Here is a 12,512-nt window from a genome sequence, read left to right as displayed (position 1 = left end):
TATTATCTTTCAAATACTTGTATTTTCTTTTCTACATCCACTAAGTTGGTAAACTTTCCATTGTACTTAGTTGCTCTTACCATATGGTTATCAATCCAATGATAATTACCACCACGTGGTTTTCCCATTAATAAACCATGAAACTTAAAACCAATTCGATTCAACCATCTCTCAGTAACTTCTCTGTGCTCTTCAGTTCTCGAAGTAAAATAGGTGATGATATGCCCATCATCAAACCACCCATTAATGGTTTTTAAAGCATCAGGAAAATGCTCCGCAGTCTCCATTCTGTCTGGCTCCTCATTCGGAATGTCATCGCAGATTGTCCCATCGATGTCAATTAAATAATTTTTAATTTCATCTGGCAATACAGGACTGATCTTCTTTCCATCAACCTTTATCTCTTTTAAGTTTTGATTTGGTTTAATTTTCATCTCTCCAGTTTAATCGATCATTTGTAGCAAATTGCCAAGGAGCACCATTGTTCTCGATATTACTCAACATAGAAGTTAATTCACTAGGTGCTTTTGAGTCTTCCATGATTAAAGAACGACGCATATCCACAATAATAGATAATGGATCGATTCCTACAGGACACGCCTCAACACAAGCATTACAGGTGGTACACGCCCATAGTTCCTCTTCTGAGATATAATCTCCCAACAATGATTTGCCATCTGTAAAATCCTTTCCGTGTGCATCTATATTCTTGCCAACTTCCTCTAATCTGTCACGTGTATCCATCATTACCTTCCTAGGGGATAATAATTTACCAGTTATATTTGCAGGACATTGTTGTGTACATCGACCGCACTCGGTGCAAGAATATGCATCCATTAAGTTTTTCCAACTTAAATCTGTGACATCTTTAACTCCAAATCGCTCCGGTTCGCCTACTGGTTCTGCAGGTACTGCATAAGGATCCGCTTCCGGATCAAACATCATAGCTACTTCTTTCTGAACAGATTCCATGTTTGTAAATTGCCCTTTCGGACGAAGCTTTGAAAAGTAAACATTTGGGAATGCCAAAAGAATATGGAAATGTTTTGAGTATGGAAGATAGTTTAAAAAAGCAAAGATTCCGATAATATGAAACCACCATGTCGCTCTCTCAATTTCAACTAATGAATTTATCGAGAAACTATCTAGCAGAGGAGCTACTAAAGTTCCACTAACCGGAAAAGATCCTGCTTGTATGTAATGATTAGCATTTAATCCTTGCAATAAAAAGTCTGATGCATTCATTGTTAAAAATGCCCCCATCAATAATACTTCTGCAATCAATATAATGTTTGCATCAGTCTTAGGCCATCCAAGCATTTCTTTCAACCCAAAACGCTTTATTTTTAATACATTTCTTCTAATCAAAAAGACTACACACGCCAATAAAACTCCTAATGCGAGCCATTCAAATGAGAATATCAATGCGTTATAAAAGGCACCTAGAAAACTAGCAAAAAAGCGATGTGTCCCAAATATTCCATCAATTACAATTTCTAAGACTTCTATATTAATAATAATAAATCCTACATAGACAATGATGTGAAGAAATCCGGAAACAGGCTTTTTTACCATCTTAGATTGCCCAACAGCCACAAGAAGCATTTTCTTCCATCGATCTGATTTATTGTCAGAAATATCCAAGTCTTTACCTAAGTTTATATTTCTGATGATTGTTTTGAGGTTTTTCGCAAAAAATAGTATTGCCCCAATTACAATTAAAATAAATATTATATTGCTAATTTCCATACTTTTAAATAATCTATTTATCATTTGGCTCTAAAGCCTTTTTATTGTTTTTATCCTTGTCCTTTCTTCCAAAAACAGAAAAGTGAACGTAACGTTCTGGATTTAATCTTAAATCTAAAAATAATTTATCTAAATCCTTAGCTGCTGCTTCTAAATTCGTGTACAAAGTATCGTTATTTAGCAATTGTCCTACTGTTCCATCTCCATCTTCAATCTGTTTCAACACCATTGCGGCTGATTCCATCGCCAAGGCAGCATTATTGATTGTTTGTTTCAAATTAGAGTTTGCCAGTGAATCTGATATCTGATTGATATTTGAAATCGCCTGTGTCAGATTTTCATTGTTATTTTTAAGATTAGAAGTAATTGATTCAACATTTTGAAAAATTGCGTTTAGATGAGCACGCTCTTCTTCCATCAATCCATCCAAGCGCTTTGCAGTCATTTCAAAGGTTTGAAGAGATCGTTTAATACTCCCAAAACTTTGATTTAAATCACTTCTAGCCTCTTTATTAAAAACAGCGCTTACTACCATTATTGCAGAATCTACTGTTTGAATTAAATCTTCTGCCTTTCTTTTTAATGGCAATATTTGTTGATTTACCTCTTCACTAAGTGATGCTTCAATATCTGAGCTCAATGTATCTCCATTTTTAACATAAGACATTGAACTACCAATAACCAATTCTATCGATTTTGACCCTAATATATCTGCACTTACAATTTTTGCTCTGGTATCAGAAGGAACTTCAAAATCTGAATTATCAATTGAAAATTTAACAATCAAATCTCCATTCATCTTAGGATCAAAGTAAATTTTTGTAACTCGACCAATTCTAAACCCATTTATAATAACCGGGTTAGAAACGCCTAATCCATCTACTCGTGGGTAAACTCCATAAAGTGTGATTTCTTTGGTGAATATATCTTTACCTTTCAAAAAGTTAGCTCCCCAAAATAACAATCCTATTGATAGTAGAACGATGAACCCAACTTTAACCTCTTTACTAATTTTCATTTATTCTATTTTAAATACTTTAATGCCTCATTGACAGAAATTCTCGTCCCATCTTTAAATGCAATTACAAAGGCATCTTTATACCCCTTCTCTATGGCTTCTTTTTGAAACTTTGATATATTATCAATTGAATTTTCATTTCCATAGGTATACCTATACAGTCCGCCAGCTTCATAATAGTTAACGCCTGATAATCGATTAAAGTTTTCAGGGGTAGTTTCTAACAATTTTGATGACGTGGCTAATTGAACCATAAAGATAATACCTTCATTTGAAGAGGGAGTCACATTTGATAACTTTCGTTCTGTTTTAGTCTCTTTTTCTTTTGTTTCTAGCTTTATTTCTGATTTTTTTTCAGCATCATGGATCAACTCAGATCGATGTTCTATCTCCGAATTATACTCTTTAAATGCTCTATAAATAGCTGATGCTAAATAATCTTGCCCCACATCTGACAGTAAGAATTTCTCTTCTGATTGGTTGGTCAAAAAGCCTGTTTCAATCAAAACAGAAGGCATGGTGGTTTGATGTAAGACTAAAAAGGGTGCTTGCTTCACCCCTCTATCTTTTCTTCCTACGCGTTCTCTAAATTGCGTTTGTACTTTTTCGGCAAACTCAATACTCTGATGTTGAAATGCACTTTGCATTAATGTCAATGCAATGTATGATTCAGCGGAATTAGGATCAAAATTATCATATTTAGCTTCATAATTCTCTTCCAATAAGATAGATGAATTCTCTCGTTGAGCAGCTCTTAAGTTTGTTTCAGACTTCGCATTACCCATTACATAGGTCTCTGTTCCAAATGCCGATGAACCGCCAGCGTTTGCATGAATACAAATAAATAAATCGGCCTTATTTTTATTTGCAATTTTTGCGCGTTCACTCAATTCTATAAAAACATCTGTTTTACGCGTATAAATAACTTCTAGATTAGGAAATGATTCTTCTAAATACTTGCCTAACTTAAGTGAAATAGAAAGTGCTACATCTTTCTCTTTTCCGGTGGATCCTAAACAGCCCACATCCTTCCCTCCGTGCCCTGCATCAATTACAACAGTTTTAATTCCTCCAAAAAAACTGTCATTTGCCCCGTTTTGAGCATACAAGAAAACAATATTTGTTAAAAGGATAAGAAATAGACTTAGAATTCGTTTTGATTTCATTTTGTAAAATCTGAAATTGATTTAATTTAATTAGCTTTGGCACCTCTAAAATAGAGTATTAGTCTAACAACAAAAATAGTATTATTACCTTGTTATCTAGGGCATTTTTCACACAGTTTTTCATCTACTTAATGTTAATAACTCAACTATTTTTGAGCGAAACATTAGGTGCAAAAAATTCGTCTACCCCTACTTTTTTTTCTCACGAACTAGATTCCACTGTCGCTAAAAAAGATACTTCAGTGGCTATCAAAGTTGATACCACAATCTCTAAGGACGCTGTAGAAACTAAAACGAACTACAAAGCGAAGGACTCTATGCGAATAGATTTAATTCATCAAAAAATATATCTATTTGGAAATGCGGAAGTCACGTATGGTGATATTAACTTAACGGCAGATACCATTATTGTTGACCTATTAAATGATTTGGTTTTTGCGAAAGGAAAAACTGATAGTTTAGGAAAACCAGTTGGCCAACCTATATTCACAGAAAGTGGTTCATCTTACACAGCAAATGAAATGACCTACAACTTCAAAACGAAGAAAGGAACCATTTCAGAAGTGACTACCCAAGAAGGTGAAGGTTTTGTAAGAGGGGAAAAAGTTAAAAAAACTTCAACAGATGTGCTTTATATCAAAGATGGTTATTACACAACCTGCAATTTGGACCATCCACACTATTCATTAGCTACTTCAAAATTAAAAATTATTCCTAACGATAAAATTATCACGGGACCAACAGTATTAAAAATTGGAGAAGTCCCGACTCCATTAGGCCTGCCTTTTGGATTGTTCCCCAATAAAAAAGGAAGGGCTTCAGGAATTTTGATTCCAGCATATGGCGATTCACCTCGTTTGGGATTCTTTCTAAAAGATGGGGGATATTACCTCTCTTTTGGTGAAAAAGCTGATTTAAAACTAACTGGTGACATCTACTCTAAAGGTAGTTATTCAGGAAGAGTTGAATCTAATTACAGAAGTAGATACCAATACAATGGAAATTTTGCTTTATCCTATTCTAGTATTAAAGATGGATATAAAGAGTTCCCATCCTATGTAGAAAGTCGAGAATTTTGGGTAAACTGGAGGCATTCTCAAGACCCTAAAGCACGACCAAACAGCAACTTTTCTGCAAGCGTACAGGCAGGTACCAACAGCAACTTTACCAATAACTTGAATAGTGCACCGAACAACTATTTATCGAACAATTTTCAGTCGTCAATTACGTACAGTAAAATGTTTCCAAACTCTCCTTTCTCATTGAATATTGGAGCAAATCACAGTCAGAATACACAAACGAAAATCGTTGCTATAAGTGCTCCGAATGTTGGATTGAACATGTCGAGAATCTATCCATTTAAGGGAAATAGCACTAAGAATAATTTAGGAAGAAACATCGGTGTTTCTTATTCAGGAAACTTCAAGAACTCTATTGCAGTAGCCGATTCTAACTTATCGTTGAATCGCATGAATGATATTATTGCGAATGAAATGCAAAATGGAGTAAAACATAGTATCCCATTGAGCACTTCCACTAAGGTGCTAAAATACTTCACGCTAAACCCTTCAATTTCATACAACGAGTTTTGGTATTTTAAATCCATCACAAAAGAATTTAATACTTCTTCCGGTCTTTTAGACACCAATGGCAACCCTGTGCAAACGCTAGATATTGACACTACTTTAGGGTTTCAAAGTAGTAGAAATATTCAATTTTCAACCGGATTAAGCACTAAACTATATGGGCTAGTTCAATTCAAAAAAGGTAAATTGAAAGCCATTCGTCATGTGATGACACCTCAAGTTTCATACAGCTTTACTCCTGAAATTAGAGATGGTATAAAAAGTTACACAGATACTTCTGGAAAAGAGGTAGAATACTCTATTTATGAAAGAGGAGTTTTTGGACGACCGAATACCGCTCGATCGAATCGACTGAATTTTAATTTGATTAATAATCTAGAAATGAAGTTGGCAAAGAAAAGCGATACTGGAATGACGGTTAAGAAGGTCTCTATTTTTGATAACCTAGGTTTAAGTACTGGTATTGATTTTGAAAGAGATTCATTAAAGTGGGATGCTTTCCGATTGAGCGGTAGAACTCGAATTACTGAAGTTTTAAACATTGCCTTTAATGGCGTTTTTGATCCTTATGCGATTAATGATTCGACAGGCGTTAGAATTAATAAAACCAACTATTCTGATAATGGCAAACTATCTCGGTTTACAAGTGGGAATATTTCATTCCAGATGCAATTTAGAGGTGGAGATAAGAAAAAGAAAAAAAGTGACAATGCGACTGAAGAAGAATTAGAGTTCATCAACAACAATATGGATCAATACATTGATTTCTCGGTGCCTTGGTCATTTGGAGTATCCTATGTAATCAATTACAGTAAACCTGCATTTAAAGAAACCATAACCCAAACGCTAAACTTTAATGGAGAGTTGAAAATAACAGATAAATGGAAAGTTGACTTTAATTCAGGATATGATTTCGAGCGAAAAGATGTTACCTACACCAATGTAAACATCTATAGAGACCTACACTGCTGGGAACTTAGTTTCAATTGGATTCCTTTGGGTTTTCAGAAAAGTTATTCTGTAACAATTAATGTTAAAGCTTCTGTTCTTCAGGATTTAAAATTGAATAGAAGAAGAAATTACTACGATTTAATCAATTAAAAATATGAAAAGAGTCATCAAATCAGCAAATGCTCCAGCACCAATAGGCCCTTATAGTCAAGCTGTATTAATTGAAAACACCTTATACATTTCAGGACAAATTGCATTAGATGCAAATACTGGCGAATTAGAAATGGAAAGTATCCAGAAAGAGACTAAAAAGGTAATGGATAATTTGGGTGCAATATTGAACGAAGTTGGTGCAGACTATAGCAATATCGTGAAGTGTAGCATTTTTGTAGCTGATATGAATAATTTTGCAGCAATCAATGATGTATATGCCCACTATTTTACTTCAGACTTTCCTGCTAGAGAAACAGTAGAAGTTTCTCGATTACCTAAAGATGTGAATGTTGAAATTTCTGCCATAGCCATTATTTAATGCCAGCGATATTTGCAACTTCCTATTTTCCTCCTGCTATTCAATACAGCGAGTACTTAAAAACTGATGAAATCTGGATTGAAGGGTTTGAGCATTTTCCGAAACAAACTTTCCGGAATCGTTCTTACATCATGACAGCAAATGGCATATTCATGCTTTCAATCCCATTGGAGAGCAGAAAAAATCTTCAATACACAAAGGACATAAAAATTTCTCATGCTGAGGACTGGCAAAAAGTACATTGGCGAACGATTTCCAATGCTTATCAAAAGTCACCGTTTTATGAATTTTATGATCACAAAATTGAACGACTTTTCAATCTAAAAAAACACCAATATCTATTGGATCTAAATTTTGAAATTGAAGAATGTATAGATAAAATTCTAAAGTTAGAAATCGAAAGAAAGTTGACAACTGAATACCTCTCTATTGAAGCAACTAATTGGAGTGATTTTAGAACTCAAATAAGTCCAAAAAACAAGGTGATCCACAATCAAATAATTCAACCCAATTACTTGCAAGTGTTTGCAGACAAACATCCATTCGAAAAAAACCTCAGTATTTTGGATGTGATCTTTAACCTGGGTACTGAAAGTGTTTCTCATTTGAAACAAATGACATTAAAGAGTTAACGAATCCGATCGGCAGCTCTGATTAATTTTTCGTCCTTCTTGATTGCTTTGATAGCAAGAAATAAGAAAATAAAAGGAAATAATGCCAACCAACTACCTGTCTCATAATTCACTTCAACTTCAAAATTTGCAGTAGTGGCTAATTTAGTGGAAACCTGATCTACAAAATAAAATATAGCCGCTACAAAAGCTGTTTGGAAAAACAATGCCAATTGGGCTGTTTTTACTTGTAAACTCCGCTTCTTGAATAAAAATATCGCTAATAAACTGACTAATATCGATGAAATAGACAACACAGGTATCAGCCAGTTTTCAAAAAGCATTTCACCAGTTTCTCGATCTAATAGACCAAACATTGAAAAGACATTTGATAGACTTTCATAATTAAAAGTGGCTAAAGTTAAGCTGTATATAAATGCATTAATAGCAATTGCCACTAATAAATATATGGTCTGGATTCGTTGTATCATACTTCAAAAATAATTGTTTTTATTGCAATCGGTTGTATCGAGCCAAAAAAATAACACCAAAAATAGTTAAACCTCGTTAAGTAAATAAGGAATAGAACGACATAAAAAAAGGTAGATTTGTGACAAACAATAAAAACCACGCTGATTAATGACGGCAAAAGAAGAATTTAAAATTTTCTGTGAACACAATGAATTGCCTCTTTTTAATTCATATTGGTGGTGGGCAACGGTTGTTAAATCTAACTGGGAAGTTTTATTGTATAAAAAAGGGAGTCAAGTTTTAGCTTGTTTTCCCTATCATTTTCGCAAAAAAATGGGAATAACAGCAATCATCCCTCCTATTTTAACTCCTTATCAAGGGATTGGTTATTCCCCCCAACCTGGTGCTAAAATGGATAAAATCATTTCCTTTTACCGTAAGGCACAAGAAGAAATTATTGATCAAATTCCAAATAACTCCCTCTTCATTAGACAGTTTGACTCAAACACAACCTATTTATTGCCCTTTTATTGGAATGAATATGACCTAAAAGTAAGGTATACCTATCTTCTTTCTACCAATAAAGCGGAAAGCGAATTATTCTCTGACCTTAAAGATACATTGCGAAAAGAAATCGGAAAGGCAAAAAATGCGTTTCAATTTTCTACATCAACAGATGTTAGTGATTTATATCAGCTGAAACAAAAGAACAATGAATTGACATCCGAACCCTTGGCCTACGACTTTAATTATTTAAGTCAGATCTGCAAATTGATCCCTCTCAATCAAGCACAATTGACTGAAGTAAAAGATGGCGAAAAAGTTATTGCTAGTCTACTAGTAACTTGGGATCATACTCAGATGTATTACACCTGTGGAGCTTTAGATCCGGAATACCGCAATTCAGGAGCATTGAGTTGGTTACTTTGGGAGGCAATCTTAAAAGCAAAAACGCTTCAACTTCCATTCAACTTTGAAGGGAGTATGATAAAGGCAATTGAACGCTATTTTGCTAGCTTCGGCGGCACACCCACTCCTTTTTTTGAAGTGAGAAAAATCTCTTCCAAGGTACTAAAACCGTTGCTCAAAAAATACTAAAGCAACTTCGTAATATCATCTATCCCTATCGGACGCTCAACAGTAAACCCTTCTGCATATTCCACATTTATCAACCGACCAAAATTAGCCCATCGTCCTTTGATGTGCTTTATGAAGTTTTCAGAAGAAATTGGAGATTCTGGCTCTTTTGAATTTGGATCATAAAATTGAGAAGAAAATGCCATTATTGCCTCCAATTTGGTTTCAATATACGGAGTAATGTCGACTACAAAATCAGGATCTAAATATCTATCTTGAATGTAGTTGTATATTGCTCTAGGTCGCCATGGTTGTTGCTTTTCTCCTTCTAAAAATGTCTCTACTTTTACCAATCCAGAATAAAAGCACGCTTCAGAGATTAATCTATTCGCTCTACCATGATCTGGATGGCGATCTTCAATCGCGTTAGACAACACAATATCTGGCTGATACTTTCGAAGTATTTGAGCAATTTGAAGTTGATGTACTTTATCATTTTGGAAAAAGCCATCGGCCATTCCCAGATTCTCACGAATATCTATTCCTTGAATTTTAGCAGAATTAGTGGCCTCAACCAATCTTAACTCTCCACTACCCCTTGTACCTAGCTCACCGTGAGTCAAATCCAAGATACCCACTTTTTTTCCTTGAGCAATCGATTTTAATAATGTTCCTGTAGCACTTAATTCTACGTCATCAGGATGAACCCCAATGGCTAAAATATCTAATTTCATCTTCTCTTATCTCCCTTCAATCCAATTAATAATTTCTTCAGATGCTGGACTTTCCTTTGGACTAACCATACCAACATAGTCGCCATTTTGATCAATCATGAATTTTTGAAAATTCCAAGATACTGGCGCATCCTCTACTCCATTCTTCTCTTTTAAAGTCAACCATTGATACAAAGGATGAATATCATCCCCTTTCACAGAAATTTTTGACATCATAGTAAAAGTCACACCATAATTTTTACTGCAAAATGCTTTAATCTCATCATTACTTCCAGGCTCTTGTGCACCAAAATTGTTTGCAGGAAATCCGATAATTGTAAAGTCTTCACCTCCATATTGCTGATAAACTTCCTCCAACGTTTCGTATTGTGGCGTTAAACCGCACTCAGAGGCAGTGTTCACTATTAACACCTTTTTACCTTTCAATGTAGATAAATCGAAATCATCTCCATTGATATCTTGTACTTTAAAATCGTATAAATTCATCATTTGTGCATTTAAATTGGTTACTACCATTGGTAAAATTACCAACATCATTACGAATAGCTTTTTCATTGTTTTTATTATTTGGAACAGAAATATGGACGAAAGGTTTAGGCAAAGATAAAGCAATTGAATAAATTTGCACAAATACCACAATCCACGTGATTAAACACATTTTAGCTCTTATTCAAAAAGATTTCTTAATGGAATATCGTCAGCGTTACGCGCTTAATGGCATTTTGTTGTACGTTGTCTCCACCATTTTTGTCGCCTATTTAATTTTTAATGTGTTGGATGATACCAAGACTTGGAATGCATTATTTTGGATTATACTGTTGTTTTCTGCCACCAATGCCACTTCTAAAAGTTTTCAGCACGAGTCAAAGAATCGTTTTTTATACATTTATTCGTTAGCCTCCCCTCAAGCACTCATTATTGCCAAAGCCATTTACAATATGTTATTGATTGTAATTGTAGGGATTGTGCATTACACCTTTTTTAGTTTGCTAATCGGAAATCCTATTGAAGGTGCCGGCTTGTTTATTTCAGGATTAATATTAGGTAGTATGGGCATTGCAACAGTCTTGACATTTGTAGCAGCAATCGCCTCAAAGACAAACAACAATACTACATTGATGGCTGTTTTGAGCTTCCCAATTATGTTGCCTTTATTATTAACAGTTATTAAGGTTTCTACCTTGGCAAGTGTAGGCTTTGGTTTTGAAGAAGGTGGAATTTATTTATTGGTTTTAGGCCTAATCAATATCGTCATTCTCACCTTGTCATATATATTATTTCCGTACCTTTGGAGGGCTTAATAATAGCATTTTTATACCGCTCAAAAGGCCAATAGTGATATGAAAAATTGGTGGAAAATACTCGCTTTTATACTTCTCCTGTTCGCAGTTATAGGTGGTTTTTTAATTGAAGTTCCCAAACAAGTCATTCTTTACGAAACGATTCGAAATTTATATTTCCACGTCCCGATGTGGTTCACTATGATTTTCTTGTTTTTGATTTCTGTAATTTACAGTATCAAACACTTATCAAGTTCAGACATGGGGCATGATATCATTGCCAAACAGATGGTGAACACCGGAGTTGTTTTTGGGATACTTGGATTGATTACAGGAAGTATTTGGGCAAAATATACTTGGGGAACCTATTGGACCAATGATGTAAAACTGAATGGTTCTGCCATAACAATGTTAGTCTACTTTGCCTATTTGATTCTAAGAAATTCAATGGATGAAGAACAAAAGCGGGCTAGAATTGCAGCCGTTTATAACATTTTTGCTTTTGTGATGTTAATTGTATTCATTGGTATTTTACCAAGGATGTATGACTCATTGCACCCAGGAAATGGGGGAAATCCAGGATTTAATTCATACGACACAGACAAAAATATGTTGATGGTTTTTTATCCTGCTGTATTGGGCTGGATATTACTTTCCTTATGGATTGCCAACATCAACATTCGAATTAATAAATTGAAAGAAAAATAACGATGAAAAAGTTTTTACTTGCCCTATTTTCAATTTCTACTAGCTTTTATTTATCCGCTCAAGAATCAATAGAAATGGCTGATCAAATGAGATCAGAGGGTAAAATCTATGTTGTTGTTGCAGTTTTAGCAGTGATTTTAGTTGGCCTTTTCATTTACTTATTTACTATCGACAGAAAAGTAAGTCGATTAGAAAAAGAAAATTAAAGTATTTCGATATGAAGAAGATCCACATTATAGGAATCGTTATTGTTGCCATCTCAATTGGCGTTATTTTGAGCACTCTTGCTGATGCAGCTACTTATGCAGAATTTTCAGTGGTAGATAGCAATCCAGGTAAAGAATTTCAAGTAGTAGGCACCTTGGCCGAGAATAGTGCCATTACTTATGATCCCAAGGTAAATGTAGAGCTTTTTACTTTCAACATGGTTGACAACAATGGTATTGAGAAAAAAGTGTATTTCCATGGAGCTAAACCACAAGATTTTGAACGATCAGAACAGGTAGTGGTAACCGGCAAATTAGAAGATGGAGAATTTCATGCCAACAAAATTCTAATGAAATGCCCGTCAAAATACAACAATGGAAACAATGCTGAATTCACAGAAGTGAAGGCAAACTCTTAACTCT

General features: G+C 34.6%; 15 protein-coding genes. 8 read left to right on the top strand and 7 right to left on the bottom strand.

All coding sequences use genetic code 11. From position 1 onward, the window contains the following. Positions 1 to 2: 2 nt before the first annotated feature. The 4 genes from ACTB0X_RS15600 to ACTB0X_RS15585 are packed head-to-tail and all read right to left on the bottom strand — an operon-like array spanning position 3 to position 3,933. Positions 3 to 434 carry a phosphoheptose isomerase gene (locus ACTB0X_RS15600; RefSeq protein ID WP_463025960.1) on the bottom strand — a complete coding sequence of 144 codons (432 nt, stop codon included), beginning with the start codon at positions 432 to 434 and terminating at the stop codon, positions 3 to 5. Further along, the gene (locus ACTB0X_RS15595) at positions 424 to 1,749 is read right to left on the bottom strand and encodes a 4Fe-4S dicluster domain-containing protein (protein ID WP_463025959.1); all 1,326 of its coding nucleotides are present in this window, start codon (positions 1,747 to 1,749) and stop codon (positions 424 to 426) included. Before ACTB0X_RS15595 ends, ACTB0X_RS15600 begins: the two co-directional genes overlap by 11 nt. A 13-nt stretch (positions 1,750 to 1,762) precedes the next feature. Then, positions 1,763 to 2,767 carry an MlaD family protein gene (locus ACTB0X_RS15590; protein WP_463025958.1) on the bottom strand — a complete coding sequence of 335 codons (1,005 nt, stop codon included), beginning with the start codon at positions 2,765 to 2,767 and terminating at the stop codon, positions 1,763 to 1,765. A gap of 5 nt (positions 2,768 to 2,772) precedes the next feature. Beyond that, a complete protein-coding gene (locus ACTB0X_RS15585; RefSeq protein WP_463025957.1) occupies positions 2,773 to 3,933 on the bottom strand; it encodes an N-acetylmuramoyl-L-alanine amidase family protein in 1,161 nt (386 codons plus the stop codon). Between the two features lie 152 nt (positions 3,934 to 4,085). On the opposite strand from ACTB0X_RS15585, the gene ACTB0X_RS15580 reads away from it, so the two are divergent. From ACTB0X_RS15580 to ACTB0X_RS15570, 3 genes are read left to right on the top strand one after another with little or no spacing between them, the layout of a single operon-like run. Beyond that, positions 4,086 to 6,620, top strand: coding sequence for a putative LPS assembly protein LptD (locus ACTB0X_RS15580; RefSeq protein WP_463025956.1), 2,535 nt, complete (start codon positions 4,086 to 4,088; stop codon positions 6,618 to 6,620). 4 nt (positions 6,621 to 6,624) lie between these two features. Beyond that, positions 6,625 to 7,002 carry a Rid family detoxifying hydrolase gene (locus ACTB0X_RS15575; protein ID WP_463025955.1) on the top strand — a complete coding sequence of 126 codons (378 nt, stop codon included), beginning with the start codon at positions 6,625 to 6,627 and terminating at the stop codon, positions 7,000 to 7,002. Then, on the top strand, positions 7,002 to 7,634 hold the full coding sequence (locus ACTB0X_RS15570; protein WP_463025954.1) for a WbqC family protein: 633 nt from the start codon (positions 7,002 to 7,004) through the stop codon (positions 7,632 to 7,634). The genes ACTB0X_RS15575 and ACTB0X_RS15570 overlap by 1 nt, the downstream gene beginning before the upstream one ends. On the opposite strand, the gene ACTB0X_RS15565 is transcribed toward ACTB0X_RS15570, so the two are convergent. Continuing rightward, positions 7,631 to 8,104 carry a DUF4293 domain-containing protein gene (locus ACTB0X_RS15565; RefSeq protein WP_463025953.1) on the bottom strand — a complete coding sequence of 158 codons (474 nt, stop codon included), beginning with the start codon at positions 8,102 to 8,104 and terminating at the stop codon, positions 7,631 to 7,633. The genes ACTB0X_RS15570 and ACTB0X_RS15565 overlap by 4 nt on opposite strands. A 148-nt stretch (positions 8,105 to 8,252) precedes the next feature. Here ACTB0X_RS15565 and ACTB0X_RS15560 point away from each other — a divergent pair, with 148 nt between their 5' ends. Next, the gene (locus ACTB0X_RS15560; protein WP_463025952.1) at positions 8,253 to 9,182 is read left to right on the top strand and encodes a GNAT family N-acetyltransferase; all 930 of its coding nucleotides are present in this window, start codon (positions 8,253 to 8,255) and stop codon (positions 9,180 to 9,182) included. Here the strand turns inward: ACTB0X_RS15560 and bshB1 are convergent. Continuing rightward, complete coding sequence (gene bshB1, locus ACTB0X_RS15555) at positions 9,179 to 9,895, bottom strand: bacillithiol biosynthesis deacetylase BshB1 (protein WP_463025951.1); 717 nt, start codon at positions 9,893 to 9,895, stop codon at positions 9,179 to 9,181. The genes ACTB0X_RS15560 and bshB1 overlap by 4 nt on opposite strands. A gap of 6 nt (positions 9,896 to 9,901) precedes the next feature. Continuing rightward, positions 9,902 to 10,450 (bottom strand): glutathione peroxidase, encoded by a 549-nt coding sequence (locus ACTB0X_RS15550; protein WP_463025950.1) that lies wholly within the window; start codon positions 10,448 to 10,450, stop codon positions 9,902 to 9,904. Positions 10,451 to 10,539: 89 nt separating this feature from the next. On the opposite strand from ACTB0X_RS15550, the gene ACTB0X_RS15545 reads away from it, so the two are divergent. The 4 genes from ACTB0X_RS15545 to ACTB0X_RS15530 are packed head-to-tail and all read left to right on the top strand — an operon-like array spanning position 10,540 to position 12,508. Beyond that, positions 10,540 to 11,196, top strand: a complete 657-nt coding sequence (locus tag ACTB0X_RS15545; RefSeq protein ID WP_463025949.1) for a heme exporter protein CcmB — start codon at positions 10,540 to 10,542, stop codon at positions 11,194 to 11,196. Between the two features lie 39 nt (positions 11,197 to 11,235). Continuing rightward, positions 11,236 to 11,883, top strand: a complete 648-nt coding sequence (locus ACTB0X_RS15540; protein ID WP_463025948.1) for a cytochrome c biogenesis protein — start codon at positions 11,236 to 11,238, stop codon at positions 11,881 to 11,883. 2 nt (positions 11,884 to 11,885) lie between these two features. Continuing rightward, complete coding sequence (locus tag ACTB0X_RS15535; RefSeq protein ID WP_463025947.1) at positions 11,886 to 12,089, top strand: CcmD family protein; 204 nt, start codon at positions 11,886 to 11,888, stop codon at positions 12,087 to 12,089. Between the two features lie 11 nt (positions 12,090 to 12,100). Further along, positions 12,101 to 12,508 (top strand): cytochrome c maturation protein CcmE domain-containing protein, encoded by a 408-nt coding sequence (locus tag ACTB0X_RS15530; protein WP_463025946.1) that lies wholly within the window; start codon positions 12,101 to 12,103, stop codon positions 12,506 to 12,508. The last annotated feature ends 4 nt before the right edge of the window (positions 12,509 to 12,512 follow it).

The organism is Acidiluteibacter sp. (genome assembly GCF_055129545.1).
This window is presented reverse-complemented; position numbering and strand designations above follow the sequence as displayed.

Excerpts from the sequence above, each read along its gene's own strand:
- ACTB0X_RS15600 (WP_463025960.1), bottom strand. The coding sequence starts at position 434 with ATGAAAATTAAACCAAATCAAAACTTAAAAGAGATAAAGGTTGATGGA.
- ACTB0X_RS15595 (WP_463025959.1), bottom strand. The coding sequence starts at position 1,749 with ATGGAAATTAGCAATATAATATTTATTTTAATTGTAATTGGGGCAATA.
- ACTB0X_RS15590 (WP_463025958.1), bottom strand. The coding sequence starts at position 2,767 with ATGAAAATTAGTAAAGAGGTTAAAGTTGGGTTCATCGTTCTACTATCA.
- ACTB0X_RS15585 (WP_463025957.1), bottom strand. The coding sequence starts at position 3,933 with ATGAAATCAAAACGAATTCTAAGTCTATTTCTTATCCTTTTAACAAAT.
- ACTB0X_RS15575 (WP_463025955.1), top strand. The coding sequence starts at position 6,625 with ATGAAAAGAGTCATCAAATCAGCAAATGCTCCAGCACCAATAGGCCCT.
- ACTB0X_RS15570 (WP_463025954.1), top strand. The coding sequence starts at position 7,002 with ATGCCAGCGATATTTGCAACTTCCTATTTTCCTCCTGCTATTCAATAC.
- ACTB0X_RS15565 (WP_463025953.1), bottom strand. The coding sequence starts at position 8,104 with ATGATACAACGAATCCAGACCATATATTTATTAGTGGCAATTGCTATT.
- ACTB0X_RS15560 (WP_463025952.1), top strand. The coding sequence starts at position 8,253 with ATGACGGCAAAAGAAGAATTTAAAATTTTCTGTGAACACAATGAATTG.
- bshB1 (WP_463025951.1), bottom strand. The coding sequence starts at position 9,895 with ATGAAATTAGATATTTTAGCCATTGGGGTTCATCCTGATGACGTAGAA.
- ACTB0X_RS15550 (WP_463025950.1), bottom strand. The coding sequence starts at position 10,450 with ATGAAAAAGCTATTCGTAATGATGTTGGTAATTTTACCAATGGTAGTA.
- ACTB0X_RS15540 (WP_463025948.1), top strand. The coding sequence starts at position 11,236 with ATGAAAAATTGGTGGAAAATACTCGCTTTTATACTTCTCCTGTTCGCA.
- ACTB0X_RS15535 (WP_463025947.1), top strand. The coding sequence starts at position 11,886 with ATGAAAAAGTTTTTACTTGCCCTATTTTCAATTTCTACTAGCTTTTAT.
- ACTB0X_RS15530 (WP_463025946.1), top strand. The coding sequence starts at position 12,101 with ATGAAGAAGATCCACATTATAGGAATCGTTATTGTTGCCATCTCAATT.